11 protein-coding genes are annotated in these 12,991 nt (G+C 71.7%); 6 read left to right on the top strand and 5 right to left on the bottom strand.

The features are described from left to right. The first annotated feature begins 137 nt into the window (after window positions 1-137). Complete coding sequence (locus tag ACLII4_RS03560; protein WP_412069520.1) at window positions 138-1,427, top strand: endonuclease I family protein; 1,290 nt, start codon at window positions 138-140, stop codon at window positions 1,425-1,427. Here ACLII4_RS03560 and ACLII4_RS03555 read toward each other — a convergent pair whose 3' ends face one another. From ACLII4_RS03555 to ACLII4_RS03540, 4 genes are all read right to left on the bottom strand, one after another. After that, the gene (locus tag ACLII4_RS03555) at window positions 1,428-1,973 is read right to left on the bottom strand and encodes a nuclear transport factor 2 family protein (protein ID WP_412069519.1); all 546 of its coding nucleotides are present in this window, start codon (window positions 1,971-1,973) and stop codon (window positions 1,428-1,430) included. Between the two features lie 51 nt (window positions 1,974-2,024). After that, entirely contained in the window at window positions 2,025-2,915 is an 891-nt protein-coding gene (locus ACLII4_RS03550) for an FAD-binding oxidoreductase (protein WP_412069518.1), read from the bottom strand. Between the two features lie 77 nt (window positions 2,916-2,992). Beyond that, entirely contained in the window at window positions 2,993-3,727 is a 735-nt protein-coding gene (locus tag ACLII4_RS03545; RefSeq protein ID WP_412069517.1) for a polysaccharide deacetylase family protein, read from the bottom strand. Further along, entirely contained in the window at window positions 3,728-5,311 is a 1,584-nt protein-coding gene (locus ACLII4_RS03540; RefSeq protein WP_412069516.1) for a response regulator, read from the bottom strand. It lies immediately after the preceding gene. 202 nt (window positions 5,312-5,513) lie between these two features. Here ACLII4_RS03540 and ACLII4_RS03535 point away from each other — a divergent pair, with 202 nt between their 5' ends. From ACLII4_RS03535 to ACLII4_RS03515, 5 genes are all read left to right on the top strand, one after another. After that, window positions 5,514-5,882 carry a hypothetical protein gene (locus ACLII4_RS03535; RefSeq protein WP_412069515.1) on the top strand — a complete coding sequence of 123 codons (369 nt, stop codon included), beginning with the start codon at window positions 5,514-5,516 and terminating at the stop codon, window positions 5,880-5,882. A 137-nt stretch (window positions 5,883-6,019) separates the two neighbouring features. After that, window positions 6,020-8,740 carry an alpha/beta fold hydrolase gene (locus tag ACLII4_RS03530; protein WP_412069514.1) on the top strand — a complete coding sequence of 907 codons (2,721 nt, stop codon included), beginning with the start codon at window positions 6,020-6,022 and terminating at the stop codon, window positions 8,738-8,740. 97 nt (window positions 8,741-8,837) lie between these two features. After that, on the top strand, window positions 8,838-10,346 hold the full coding sequence (locus ACLII4_RS03525) for a S8 family serine peptidase (protein ID WP_412069513.1): 1,509 nt from the start codon (window positions 8,838-8,840) through the stop codon (window positions 10,344-10,346). Window positions 10,347-10,507: 161 nt separating this feature from the next. After that, complete coding sequence (locus ACLII4_RS03520; protein ID WP_412069512.1) at window positions 10,508-10,723, top strand: DUF2945 domain-containing protein; 216 nt, start codon at window positions 10,508-10,510, stop codon at window positions 10,721-10,723. Continuing rightward, window positions 10,720-11,202 (top strand): DUF4126 family protein, encoded by a 483-nt coding sequence (locus ACLII4_RS03515; protein ID WP_412069511.1) that lies wholly within the window; start codon window positions 10,720-10,722, stop codon window positions 11,200-11,202. Before ACLII4_RS03520 ends, ACLII4_RS03515 begins: the two co-directional genes overlap by 4 nt. On the opposite strand, the gene recJ is transcribed toward ACLII4_RS03515, so the two are convergent. Continuing rightward, a complete protein-coding gene (recJ, locus tag ACLII4_RS03510; RefSeq protein ID WP_412069510.1) occupies window positions 11,199-12,986 on the bottom strand; it encodes a single-stranded-DNA-specific exonuclease RecJ in 1,788 nt (595 codons plus the stop codon). The genes ACLII4_RS03515 and recJ overlap by 4 nt on opposite strands. Window positions 12,987-12,991 lie beyond the last annotated feature (5 nt).

The following is a 12,991-nucleotide window of genomic DNA, read 5'->3' as shown; positions in this document are numbered from 1 at the left end:
GGGCTAGCGAATCCGCTCCGGAGCTGGCGCCAGCGGGGCTCGCGGAGCGCTGCGCGGACGGGGGGTCTGCCGAGCGAGAGCGGCCACCGGGCTCCGATCACAGCGGGCGGCGTACCATCGGGCCCTGCCGCCTGCCGATGCCCGTCCGCTTCCTCGTTCTCGCCCTCGCCGTGTCCGCCTGCGGCGGCGACCGGGTCTCGACGGCCGGGGCCTTCGACGACGACAGCGGCGGCGTCTCGACCGCCGGCACGTTCGACGACGGCCCCACGCCCGGCGCCGCCAGTGACCCGGCGGCCCTGCTGGCGGCGGTCGACCGCGACTTCTCGCCGGACCGGACGTTGGGCTACGCGCGCGCTCGCGACGTGCTCTACGCCCACGAGAACGACGCGGGCGGCGTCTGCGGCCTCTACACCGGCTGGTGCATCCGGCTCGGGCCCGGTGACGAGTCGCAAGCGGCGATGGCGGCTGGCATGAACGCAGAGCACGTGTGGCCGCAGTCGATGGGCGCGCGCGCGGAGCCGCTCAAGAGCGACCTCCACCACCTGTTCCCCGAGCGCGAGGGCGTCAACAGCTCGCGCGGCAACCTCCCCTTCGGCGAGGTCCCCGACCGACGCGCCGATGCGTGGTACCGCGCCGACGCCAGCCAGTCGAACACCCCACGCGCCGACATCGACGGATGGGCTGAGCGAGGCGCGGGCTTGTTCGAGCCGCCCCAAGCCCGCAAGGGCGATGTCGCGCGGGCCGTGTTCTACGTCGCCGCCGTCTACCCCGACCGCGCCGACCCCGCCTTTTTCCAGACCATGCGCGAGGACCTGCTGGCGTGGAACCGCGCCGACCCGCCGGACGCCGCCGAGCGCGCACGGAGCGCCTGGGTCGCCAGCCTCCAGGGGACCGAGAACCCGTTCGTCGGAGACCCGGCCCTCGCAGACCGGATCTGGGGGGCGGGACCGATCACCCCTGAGCCCTCCGCATCCGCCCCACCCACTCCGGCGCCGGCCGCCCGCGGGGCGCTGTCCGTCTCCGAGATCCACTACGACAACGCGGGCGCCGACACCGGTGAGGGCGTCGAGGTCCGCGGCGACCCCGGCACGGCGCTCGGCGGGTGGACGCTGGCGCTCTACAACGGGAGCGGCGGGCGGCTCTACGAGACCGTCTCGCTCTCGGGGACGCTCCCCGCCAGCGGCGCCGTGTGGACGCCGGTCGTCCTCCAAAACGGCTCGCCCGACGGGCTGGCGCTCGTCGCCCCCGACGGCGCGGTCACCGTATTCTGGAGCTACGAGGGCACGTTCACCGCCGCCGACGGCCCCGCGCAGGGGCGCACGTCGACGGACCTCGGCGCGGCGCAGCCGTCGGACACGCCACCCGGCACGACGCTCCACGCCACGCCGTCCGGCTGGCGGCTCGCGCCCGCCTCGCCCGGCCGCTGATTACTCCGGCGGGTTGGCCTCGGGGATGGAAGGCTGGGGCAGGTACGCGTCCGGCACCGGAGGCGCGTCGCTCCGCCCGTCGAACATCCACGAGACGATCCACCACCGCCCGCCGTCGTGCGCCAGTTGGATCGTGTTGACGCCCTGCCCGCCGACCGGGCCGTCGACCTCGCGGCGCCACTCGTACGTGCTCCAGACGTGCGCCACGGCCCCGTGCTGCTGGACGACGCGCGCGATCTCGACCTCGAAAAAGCCCACGTCCGCCAGCCCGTCGGCGCCCGCGTGGTAGCCCGCCAGGTCGGTCGGCGCGATTACCGTCCCGTCCGGGCCCGACTGGACGACGGTGACGATCGCGTCGGGGTGGTGGAGCGTGCTGTCGCGGGCCCAGTCCCGCGGCTGGCCGGCGGGGCCGGAGACGACTTCGTAGTAGGCGCGGATCACGCCATCGATGGTCGCCACGTCGGACGAGTCGGCGGCGGGCTGGGCCTGAGCCGCGAACGGGAGCGCCACGAACAGGAGGGCGGCGAGGAGGCGAGTCGGGGACACGGCGAGCGGAGGGGTGAGGCCGCAAGGTCGCACGCCGTGCCTCCCCCGGCGCTACTCGCTCGGCCGCTTCGGGCGGGGTGCCGTCTTCAGCACGACGCTGCCGGGCCCGCGCCCCGGGAGCACGGGCGGACGCTTGAACGCGGCGGCCGGCGCTGGCGTGGGCGCCTCGGCAGGGGTCCCCGCTTCGCCCACGGTGAAGTACTTCTCCTCGTGGACGTGCGCGTCGTCGACGCGGGCGCGGCGCAGGATGCCGCGTACCGTCTCGATCATCTGAGGGTTGCCGCAGGCGTAGCCCGCCACGGCGTCCGGCTCCCACGCCAGCCGGTCGAGGTGCTTGCGGACGACGTCCTCGACGCGGCCGACCTCTCCGGTCCACGCCGCATCCGCCCACGGGCGGCTGACCGTCGACACGGCCTCGACCCACCCGGTCTCGGCGAGCGTTGCCAGTTCATCGAGGTACTGTCCGAACTCGACGGCGTGGCTGGCGCCGTGAACGACGAGAAAGCGATGGTCGGGCACCGTCTCGCCCGCCGCCAGCGACGCTGCGTGCGCCCGGATCATCGACAGGAAGGGCGCGATGCCGGTGACGGTGCAGGCCATTACGTGGCACGTCCGCTCGGCGTCGAGCAAGAAGTGGCCGACGACCTTTTTGCGGACCCACACGGTGTCGCCTTCCCGGAGCGGCCACAGCAGCGGTGTCATCTCGCCCTCTTCGACCAGCTCGATGACGAGTTCCACGAGGGGCTCGTGCGGCGCGCTGACGACGGAGTACGCCCGCTTGACGACGCGCCCGCTGGCGTTCGGCGCCGCGAGCGTGACGTACTGACCGGGCCTGAACGCCAGCGGCTCGGGCGAGCGGAGCCAGAAGACCGCGAGGTCGGGGGTCACGTCGAGGCGCCGCTCGACAATCGCCGCGAGGTAGCCTTTCGGGGGAGCGTCCATGCCGCAACGTAGGGCACGGGGTCCATTTGTCGACACCCCGCCGTCGATGGCCGCCGACGCAGGGGGGCGGGCGGGCGCTAGGGCGCGCGCAGTGCCAGCAACTCAGGCACGGTCACGAACCGATAGCCCTCCGCCCGCAGCCGCTCGACGACGAGCGGCACCGCCTCCCGCGACGTCGCCCGAGAGGCCACCATCACGTGGAGCAGCACGATCGACCCAGGCCGCACGCGCGCCGCGACGTGCTCAGCGATCCGCTCGGGGTCGGCGGCGACCGCCGGGAACGACTCCGGCTCCACGTCCCAGAGCAGCGTCTCACGGCCCGCTTGGCGGAGGATCCAGGGCAGCACGGCCAGCCGTCTCCCGTAGGGCGGCCGGAACGCGATGTCGCCCTCCCACCCGGCCGCCCGGATCCGCGCGTCCGTGGCCTCCAGCTCGCGCCGGACGAACCCCGGCGTGTGGAAGACCATGTGCCGGTGCGAGTACGAGTGGTTGCCGAGCGCGTGGCCCGCGTCCACCAAACGGCGCCCCTCGTCCGGGTGCGCCGCCATCTCCCGGCCCGTCACGAAGAACGTCGCTCGGACGCCGAGGCTATCGAGCAAGGGCAGCACGGTGTCGGTGCCCGCCGGCGTCGGGCCGTCGTCGAAGGTGAGGGCCACGACCCGCTGGTCCGTCTCGACCCGCGTCACGAGGCCGCCGAACAGCTGGTAGTGGCGCGACTTGCTCAGCCGCCACCCGCCGACGAGGATCGCCAGCCCGAGGACGACGGCGAGCCCCGCCGTCCGGAGCCAGCGGACCCGGGTCGCGCGCGCCACCTACCCCTTCGGCCGCAACGTCACGACCGGGAGGAGGCACTCCTCCATGGTCACGCCGCCGTGCTGGAACGTGTCGCGGTACTGGTTGGCGTAGCGGTTGTAGTTCGTCGGGTAGACGAAGTAGCTGTCGCCGCGCGCGAAGATGTACGTCTCGTTGATGCCGAGCCGCGGCAAGCCGTAGCTCTCGGGGTCCTTGATAAAGATGGCGTCGGCGTCGTCGACCTTGAGGTTGCGGCCGTGCTTGTAGCGCAGGCTCGTCGACGCCTCGCGGTCGCCGATGACCTTGGCCGGGTGGAGCGCGCGGACGGCCCCGTGGTCGGTGCTGACCACGACCGTGCAGTCGTGCCGCGCCAGCTCCTCGAAGACCGACCGGAGCCAGCTGTGGTCGAACCACGTCGCGGACAAGGCGCGATACGCGGGCACGTCGGGCGCGATCTCCTTCAGGATGCGGGTGTCGGAGCGGCTGTGCGCCAGGATGTCGACGAAGTTGACGACGACCGCCGACAGGTCGTGCTGCAAGAGGTCCGTGACGCGGTCGGCGAACTGGTGGCCGTCGTTCTGCGAGACCAGCTTGTCGTAGCGGACGCGGACGTCGCCGCGGTGCTTGCGCTGCAGGAGGTCGTCGAGGTACTCCGCCTCGTGGGCGTTGAGCGAGTCCTCGTCGTGGCGCTCGTCGACGGTGTAGTTCTGGTGCCGCTTGGCGAGGTCGACGGGCAGCATCCCGCCGAACAGGGCGTTGCGCGAGAACGGCGTCGCGGTCGGCAGAATCCCGAAGTGCCAGTCGCGGTCGATGTCGTAGAGCCCGTGGAGGTGGCGCTCGAACAAGAGCCACTGGTCGTAGCGCAGGCAGTCGATGAGGAAGAAGACGACGGGCCGCTCGGGCTTGGCGCCCACGTCGCCGAGGTGGGGGAAGACATGCGTCTGGAGCACCTCGTGGCTGAGCACGGGGCGCGCGCGATCGGGCTTGTCGCCGGCGCGCGCCTTCTCGATCCAGCGCGGGTAGACGCCCTCGACGAACTCGGCGAAGCGGCCGTTCGCCTCGCGGTACTGGTCGTCCAGGATCTGGCGGACGCCGTCGTCGGCGCCCTCGAGGTCGAGGTCGTGGCGGACGAGCTGTTCGTAAACCTCGACCCACTCGGTCGCGTCGAGGTCGCCCGAGATGCGGGACGAGAGCTCGCCGAAGCCCTGGAGGTAGTCGCGCTGGACGGCCGCGCCGCGGATCTGGGCGCCGTCCAAGATCTTCTTGACCGAGAGCAGGATCTGCTTCGGGTTGACCGGCTTGATGAGGTAGTCGGCGATCTGCCGGCCGATGGCGTCCTCCATGAGGTGCTCCTCCTCGGACTTCGTGATCATCACGACCGGCGTCTCGGGGCGGTCGCCCTTGATGGCCTGGAGCGCGTCGAGGCCGCCCATGCCGGGCATCTGCTCGTCCAGGAAGACGACGTCGTAGCCGCCGCCCCGGGCGCGGTCGACGGCGTCGGTGCCATTCGAGACGGTGTCGACGGCGTACCCCTTCGCTTCCAAGAAGAGGACGTGGGGCTTGAGCAGGTCGATCTCGTCGTCGGCCCAGAGGATGCGCGGCATTCGGCTGGCGGGGAGTTGAAGGGCGTAGCGACGGGCGGGATCGGTGCAGGCGGTGCCGGGTGCCAACGTCGCAAGCCGCGTGCGAGTGCCCGGTGCGTGTCCGGCGCCGACGACGAACGCTCGAGAACGGGGGGCAGACTTTCTTACCGCGAGCCCTCATGTGCCCCTGTACTTTGCACGCCGCACTCCACATACCAAAGACATGCGTCGTCGTTTTTTTTCCCTCGCGCTCCTCGTCGTCGCTCTCGCAGCCTGTGACTCGACGGAAGAGTTCGTCGTCGGCGGGACCTACTCCGGCGTCACCGAGGATCTCGGGACGACTCAGACCATAGCGACCCTCGACATCCCGGAGACGGCGAGCGGGGGGTCGTTCCGATTCAGCGCCTTGATCGTCGAGCGAGGCCCCTCCGACGAAGTCATCACGGGGGCCGAGGGGACGGGCACCTACGACCACCCGACGATCTCACTGACCGTCGAGGGCGAGGTGGCGACGGGAACCGTCTCCGACGACGGAGAGACCATCCGACTGGAGGTAGACCCCGGGCAGTTCGCGACGCTGAGGCGCGAGTAGCCGCGCTGGACCGAGACGGTGGGGCGCGGCCCCGTCTCGGATGTCCGCGGGCTGACTGAGGCGGCCACGGCCGTAACTGCGCCGCGACCGAGGCCGTAGTCTGCCCTCGTTCCGTCTCGCACACCCACCGCACACGCATGCGCCCCCTGGCCCTTCTCCTCGCCGCCACCCTCGCTCTCCCCGCCCTCGCGCAAGCGCCGATCGCCCCGACGGCGCCCGCGCTCGTCGACGCCGAGCTCCCGCCGCTCCTGGACCGGGACCTCTTTTTCGGCAACCCCGAGATCACCGGCGCCCAGCTCTCGCCCGACGGGCAGTACCTGACCTTCCTCAAGCCCGTCGAGATCGACGGCGACGAGGTCCTCAACGTCTGGGTGAAGGGCATCGACGAGCCGTTCGAGGCGGCGCGGCCGCTGACGGCGGATGCGCGGCCCGTGGGCGGCTACTTCTGGAGCCGCGACGGGGCGTACGTGCTCTACGTCCAGGACAAGGGCGGCGACGAGAACTTCCACGTCTGGGCCGTCGACCCGACCAGGGCGACCGGCGACGGCGTGCCGGCGGCGCGCGACCTGACCGACGCCGAGGGCGTCCGCGCCATCATCCTGGACGTGCCCGAGGGCGACCCGGGCCACATCCTGGTCGGCCTCAACGACCGCGACCCGGCGTACCACGACGTCTACCGCGTCGCGATCGCGACCGGCGAGCGCGAGCTGCTCATCGAGAACACCGAGCAGATCGCGGGCTGGCTGACCGACCTCGACGGCGAGATCCGACTCGCGCTCCGCACCGCCGGCGACGGCTCGACGGAGGTGCTCACGGTCACCGACGGGGCCGTCGGGGAGGTCGTGTACTCGTGCTCGGTCGTCGAGACGTGCGGGCCGGTCCGCTTCCACCCCGACGGGCAGCGCGTCTACATGCAGACCAACAAGGGCGACCGCGACCTGGTCGAGTTCATCCTGTTCGATCCGGCGACCGGCACCGAGACGCTCGTGGAGCGCGACCCCGAGGGCGAGGTCGACTTTGGCGGCGCGGCCTTCTCGGAGGTCACCAACGAGATGCTGGCGACGTTCTACAACGGGGACCGCTTGCGGATCTACCCCAAGGACGACGCCTTCGCGGCCGACTTCGACCTGTTGCGCGAGCTCTTGCCCGGCGGCGAGGTCCGCCCCAGCGGCGGGACGCGCGACGAGCGGACGTGGCTGGTCTCCGTCTTTAGCGACACCGACCCGGGCTCGCGCTACCTCTTCGACCGCGACACCAAAGAGCTGACGTTCCTCTACCGCGGCCGGCCGGAGCTGCCGACCGAGCACCTCGCCCCGATGACGCCGGTCCGCTACACCGCGCGCGACGGGATGGAGATCCCGGCGTATCTGACGCTTCCGCAGGGCGTCGAGGCGGAGAATCTGCCGACCGTCCTGCTGGTCCACGGCGGCCCGTGGAGCCGCGACTCGTGGGGCTACAACAGCTTCGCGCAGTTCCTGGCGAACCGCGGCTACGCCGTGCTCCAGCCCAACTTCCGGGGCTCGACCGGCTACGGCAAGGCGTTCCTCAACGCGGGGAATGGCGAATGGGGCACAGGCGCCATGCAGCACGACCTGACGGACGGCGCGCAGTGGCTGATCGACGAGGGCATCGCCGATTCGGAGCGCGTCGGCATCATGGGCGGCTCGTACGGCGGCTACGCGACGCTGGCGGGGCTGGCGTTCACGCCCGACCTCTACGCCGCGGGCGTCGACATCGTGGGCCCGTCGAACCTGATCACGCTGCTGGAGTCGATCCCCGCGTACTGGGCGCCGATCCGGCAGATGTTCTACGAGCGGATGGGCGACCCGAACACGCCCGAGGGCGAGGCCCAGCTGCGCGCCCAGAGCCCGCTCAACTCGGCGGACCAGATCACGGCGCCGCTCCTGATCATCCAGGGCGCGAACGACCCGCGCGTCAAGCAGGCCGAGAGCGACCAGATCGTGATCGCGCTCCGCGAGCGCGGCTACCCGGTGCAGTACGTCGTGGCCCAAGACGAGGGCCACGGCTTCCGCGGCGCCACGAACCGGCTGGCGTCGAACGCGGCGACCGAGATCTTCCTCGCCGAGCACTTGGGCGGTCGGGCCCAGACGGAGATGTCGGACGAGGTCTCGGCCCGCCTCGCGGAGCTGACCGTCGACCCCGCAACTGTCACGCTCGCCGAAGCACCCGAAGCGGCCGGAGCCGGCACGTTCGACGGAGCGGCGCTCGCGCCGTTCACCGCCAGCTTCGACGGCACGATCGAGGCGATGGGCCAGACGTTCGAACTGGCGATCTCGCGGACGGTCTCGTCGGTCGGCGACACGTTCGTGATCGTCGACGCGGCCGAGTCGCCGATGGGCGCGGCGGTCGACTCGACGGTCGTCGCGAGTGCCGACCTCCGCCCGCTCTCGCGCCGGGTGACGCAGGGCCCGGTCACGGTCGCCTTCGACTACGCGCCGGAGCGCGTGACGGGCGAGATCGTGGCGCAGGGCCAGACGATCCCCGTCGATGCTGCGCTCGACGCGCCGCTGGCGGTCGAGGGCTCGTCGCTGTACGTCGGCCTGGGCACGTTGCCCCTCGCTGAGGGATACCGCGCCCAGTTCGCGGGCTTCGACAGCCAGACGCAGAAGCCCGTCACGTACACGATCGAGGTGACCGGCACCGACTCCGTCGAGGTCCCGGCGGGCTCGTTCGAGACGTTCGTCGTGGCGCTCACGCAGGGCGACGGCACGGGCGGCGGCAACGGGACGCTCTGGGTGTCGCAGGACGCCCCCGGCCTGCTCGTCAAGTCGGAGATCGGCCTCGGCGCCCAGATGGGCAACGGCACGTCGACGACCGTGCTCACCGCCGTCGAATAGCGCCCCCGTGATTCTCTGGCAACCTTGAGCGGGCGTCACGCGAACGATGCGTGGCGCCCGTTCTCGGTTCTCGTCTTTCTTTCCAGACCTCCTCCCGATGACCCGCTCGCTCCTCGCCGCCGCGCTGCTCGCGCTGGCGCCCGCCGCTTTCGCCCAGGCCGACGGCCCACCCGCCGACTGGCACCTGCTCGACTCCGACGCCGCCGGCGTGGTCGGCATCAGCCTGGATGCCGCGTACGATGCCCTCGGTGACCGCACCCCAACCGAGGTCGTCGTCGCCATCATCGACTCCGGCGTCGACATCACGCACCCCGACATGGTGCCGGTCCTGTGGACGAACGCCGACGAGATCGCCGGGAACGGCGTCGACGACGACGGCAATGGCTACGTCGACGACGTGCACGGGTGGAGCTTCTTGGGCGGCCCCGACGGCCGCAACATGGAGCACGACACGTACGAGCTGGCGCGGCTCGTCGCGCTGTGCCGCGCGGAGACGCCCGACGCGACGTACAACGACTGCGACGCCCTCGAGGCCGCCCTCAACGAGGAGCGCGCCCCCCTCGCAGCCCAGGCCGCCCAGCTCGCGCCGCTCTTGGCCGCCGCCGAGGCCGCCGACGCCCAGCTCCGCGAGAGCTACGGCGACGATTATGACCTCGCCGATGTCCCTCCGGAGGAGGCCGGGCCGCTCGCATTCCTAGCCCAGCAGGGCGCCTCGCTCCAGGACCTGCGCGACTACGTCGCCAGCGTCGAGAGCCGCCTCGCGTACGGCCTCAACCCGGACTACGACGAGCGCGACTTGGTCGGCGACGACTACGCCAACGTTGCAGAGCGCCTCTACGGCAACGGCGATGTGGCCGGGCCCGACCCGAACCATGGGACGGGCGTCGCCGGGCTGGTGGCCGCCGCGCGCGGCAACGACCTCGGTATCGACGGTGTGGCCCCGGCCCGCATCATGGTGCTCCGCGCCGTGCCCGGCGGCGACGAGCGCGACAAGGACATCGCGAACGCGATCCGGTATGCGGTCGACAACGGCGCGCGCGTGATCAACATGAGCTTCGGCAAGGCCTACTCGCCGGCCAAGGACGCCGTCGACGCGGCGGTCGCGTACGCCGTCGAGAACGGCGTGCTGCTCGTCCACGCGGCGGGCAACTCGGCCGAGGACATCGACACCGCCGACAACTTCCCGAACCGGACGTTCCTGGACGGCACCCGGACCGACGGGTGGCTGGAGGTCGGCGCGAGCGGGCCCGACGCCAAGGCGCTCGCGGCGTCGTTCTCGAACTACGGGCGGGAGTCGGTCGACCTGTTCGCACCGGGCGCGGGCGTCACCTCGCTCAAGCCGGGCGGCGGCATCCAGACGGCGAACGGCACGTCGTTCGCCTCGCCCGTCGTGGCGGGCGTCGCGGCGCTCGTGATGGCCTACTTCCCCGACCTCTCCACCGAAGACGTGCGCCAGATCCTGCTCGACTCGGCGACGCGCTTCGGCGACGACACGCCGCGCCCGGGCTCCGAGGAGGCCGTCTCGTTTACCGACTTGTCGATGACCGGCGGCGTCGTCAACGCGGCGGCGGCGGTGCGCCTGGCGGCCGAGCGCGCCGGCAGCTGAGCGTTCTCCGTTCGTGATTTCAGGGCCGGTCCCCCTCGTGGGGGCCGGCCCTTGTTTGGTTGAGAACCCGGTCTCGAGGTCGGGCGCGACCTGATCGGAACGGCGGACCGAACCTGGGGGCGCACAACCGGGTCGGACCCGCTCACTACCGACGCACGACGATGGCTGGCTACGACAACGGAACGGAGGTCGAATGGGACTGGGGCAGCGGCACCGCCAGTGGGACCGTCCGGGAGACGTTCACCGGCCGCGTGACGCGGACGATCAAGGGCACCGAGGTGACACGGAACGCCAGCGGCAACGAGCCGGCATACCTCATCGAGCAGGCCGACGGAGACCGCGTGCTGAAGTCCCACACCGAGCTCCGAACCCCATGACGACCGCCCTCGCCGCCGCCCTTGGATGGGCTGCCGGGATGCGCAGTCTGACGCCGCCCGCCGTCCTCGCTCGCGCCCTGTCCGACGCCCGGTCGCCCTTCGCGCGGCTCGCTCGTGCGCCGCGCCAGCCCGCTGGCATTCTGGGCTCAGACGCCGCTGCGTTTTGGATCCCCGTGGCCGCTGCCGGCGAACTGGTGGCCGACAAGCTGCCCGTCGCCCCGTCGCGGACGGCCCCGCTCGGTCTGGCGGGCCGCGCCGGGTCGGGCGCGCTCGTCGGCGCGGCCGTGGCCGCCGCGCGGCGCCAGAACGTGATCCTGCCCGCGCTCGTCGGCGCCGCCAGCGCGGTCGTGTCGTCGTTCGCGATGATGGAGCTTCGCGCCGCCGTCGGCGAGCACTTCGGCGTTCCGGACTCGGCGGTCGCCCTCGCCGAGGACGCCCTAGCGGTCGGAATCAGCGTCGCCGCCAGCGAGTCGGTCTAGGCGTCGACCTGCAAGCGGAGGTCCTGGGCGCGAAGCTGGAGCGTCGTCCGCCCGTTCCACGTGTTCTCGTCGACCTGGTACGCCAACTCCAGCGGCTGGCCCCGGCGGACGCTCGCGAGCGCAGCCTCGTGCTTTTCGGCCAGCCCGAACCCGATCACCGAGAACACGGGCCCGCCGTCGATCTGGGCGACGCGCATCCGGAGGTGCTGCTTCTGGGCGCCGACGCACGACGGCTGCCCGACGACGCGCAGGCCCTTGCCCCAAAACGTCGGGCGCAGGTTGTCGGGGCCGTGCGGGCCGAACTGCTTGAGGACGCTCCAGAACCGGGGCGACACGTCGCCGAGGTGGAGCGGGGCGTCGAACTCGATCTCCGGGACCAGGTCGGCCTCGGTGACGGCCGTGCCGACGGCGACCTGCAGCTGCCCGCGCAGTTCGTCCACCTGTCCGATGGGCAGCGCGAGCCCGGCGGCGAAGGCGTGGCCGCCGAAGCGGTCGAGCAGGCCCGCGCACTGCGCGAGCGCGTCGTAGATCGAGATGCCCTTGACGGAGCGGGCAGAGCCCTTGGCCTGACCGGTGGCGCCGCCGGACGTGAGCAGGATCGTCGGGCGGTGGAATTTCTCAGCGACGCGGCTGGCGGTGATCCCGATGACGCCGGGGTGCCAGCCGGGCTTGTAGACCACGAGCGCGAGCGGGTCGTCGTCCATCAGGCGCTCGGCGATCTCGAAGGCCTCGTCGCGCGTCTGGCGGTCGAGCTCGCGGCGGCGCAGGTTGAGGCTCTCGATCTCGGCCACCAAGCGGCGCGCCTCGTCGGGGTCGGTCGACGCCAGCAATTCGGCGGCGATGCTCGCGTCCGCGATGCGCCCGGCGGCGTTGATGCGCGGCCCGATCTGGAAGACCATCTTCGAGGCCGTACACGCGGTGAGGTCGACCCCCGACTGCTCGGCGAGCGCGGCGATCCCGACGCGCGGGGCGTCGCACAACTGCTTGAGCCCGGCCCGCATCAGCACGCGATTCTCGCCCACCATCGGGACGATGTCGCAGGCGGTGCTGACTGCGACCAAGTCGAGGTACGGCCACGCCTCCTCGGGCGGCAAGCCCAGCTCGCTCAGCACGGCTTGGATGAGCTTGAAGCCGACGCCACAGCCGCTGAGCCCGTCGAACGGGTAGTCGCAGTCCTCGCGCTTGGGGTCGAGGACGGCGGCGGCTACGGGCAACGTCTCGCCGGGGGTGTGGTGATCGCAAATGACCAAGTCGATCCCCTTCGAGGCCGCGTACACGGCCTCGTCGACGGCCGTGATGCCGCAGTCGATGGCGATGATGAGCGACGCGCCGCGCTCCACGGCCGCGTCGATGCCCGGCGCGCTCAGGCCGTATCCGTGTTCGAAGCGGTTCGGGATAAAGAAACTGGCCTCGACCCCTTGGCTGGCCAAGAACGTGGTCAGCATCGCCGTCGAGGTCGTCCCGTCGACGTCGTAGTCGCCGAAGACGAGCACGCGCTCGCCGGTCCGGATGGCGCGGGCGACGCGCTCGACGGCGCGGTCCATGTCGCGCATCTCGAACGGGTCGTGGAGGCGCGAGAGCGACGGGCGGAAAAACGTGTGGGCGTCGTCGTAGCTCTGGACGCCCCGAAGGGCGAGCGAGCGCGCGAGCGCGTGGGGCAGGTCGTTAAGGTCGGACGCGAGCGCCTCCACCAGCAGCTCGTCATCGACCGGGCGCAGCGTCCACCGGGTCGTGTCGCCGGTGGCCTCGTCGGTCGAGGCCCCGGTCATCGTTTCTTCAGTCATGATCA

The organism is Rubrivirga aquatilis (genome assembly GCF_046845665.1).
Classification (GTDB): domain Bacteria; phylum Bacteroidota; class Rhodothermia; order Rhodothermales; family Rubricoccaceae; genus Rubrivirga.
The sequence above is the reverse complement of the archived record's forward strand: the minus strand, read 5'-3'. Positions and strand labels throughout refer to the sequence as shown.

What these genes read in the sequence shown, in the direction of transcription:
- ACLII4_RS03560 (WP_412069520.1), top strand. Translation starts at nt 138, where the DNA reads ATGCCCGTCCGCTTCCTCGTTCTCGCCCTCGCCGTGTCCGCCTGCGGC.
- ACLII4_RS03550 (WP_412069518.1), bottom strand. Translation starts at nt 2,915, where the DNA reads ATGGACGCTCCCCCGAAAGGCTACCTCGCGGCGATTGTCGAGCGGCGC.
- ACLII4_RS03540 (WP_412069516.1), bottom strand. Translation starts at nt 5,311, where the DNA reads ATGCCGCGCATCCTCTGGGCCGACGACGAGATCGACCTGCTCAAGCCC.
- ACLII4_RS03535 (WP_412069515.1), top strand. Translation starts at nt 5,514, where the DNA reads ATGCGTCGTCGTTTTTTTTCCCTCGCGCTCCTCGTCGTCGCTCTCGCA.
- ACLII4_RS03530 (WP_412069514.1), top strand. Translation starts at nt 6,020, where the DNA reads ATGCGCCCCCTGGCCCTTCTCCTCGCCGCCACCCTCGCTCTCCCCGCC.
- ACLII4_RS03525 (WP_412069513.1), top strand. Translation starts at nt 8,838, where the DNA reads ATGACCCGCTCGCTCCTCGCCGCCGCGCTGCTCGCGCTGGCGCCCGCC.
- ACLII4_RS03520 (WP_412069512.1), top strand. Translation starts at nt 10,508, where the DNA reads ATGGCTGGCTACGACAACGGAACGGAGGTCGAATGGGACTGGGGCAGC.
- ACLII4_RS03515 (WP_412069511.1), top strand. Translation starts at nt 10,720, where the DNA reads ATGACGACCGCCCTCGCCGCCGCCCTTGGATGGGCTGCCGGGATGCGC.
- recJ (WP_412069510.1), bottom strand. Translation starts at nt 12,986, where the DNA reads ATGACTGAAGAAACGATGACCGGGGCCTCGACCGACGAGGCCACCGGC.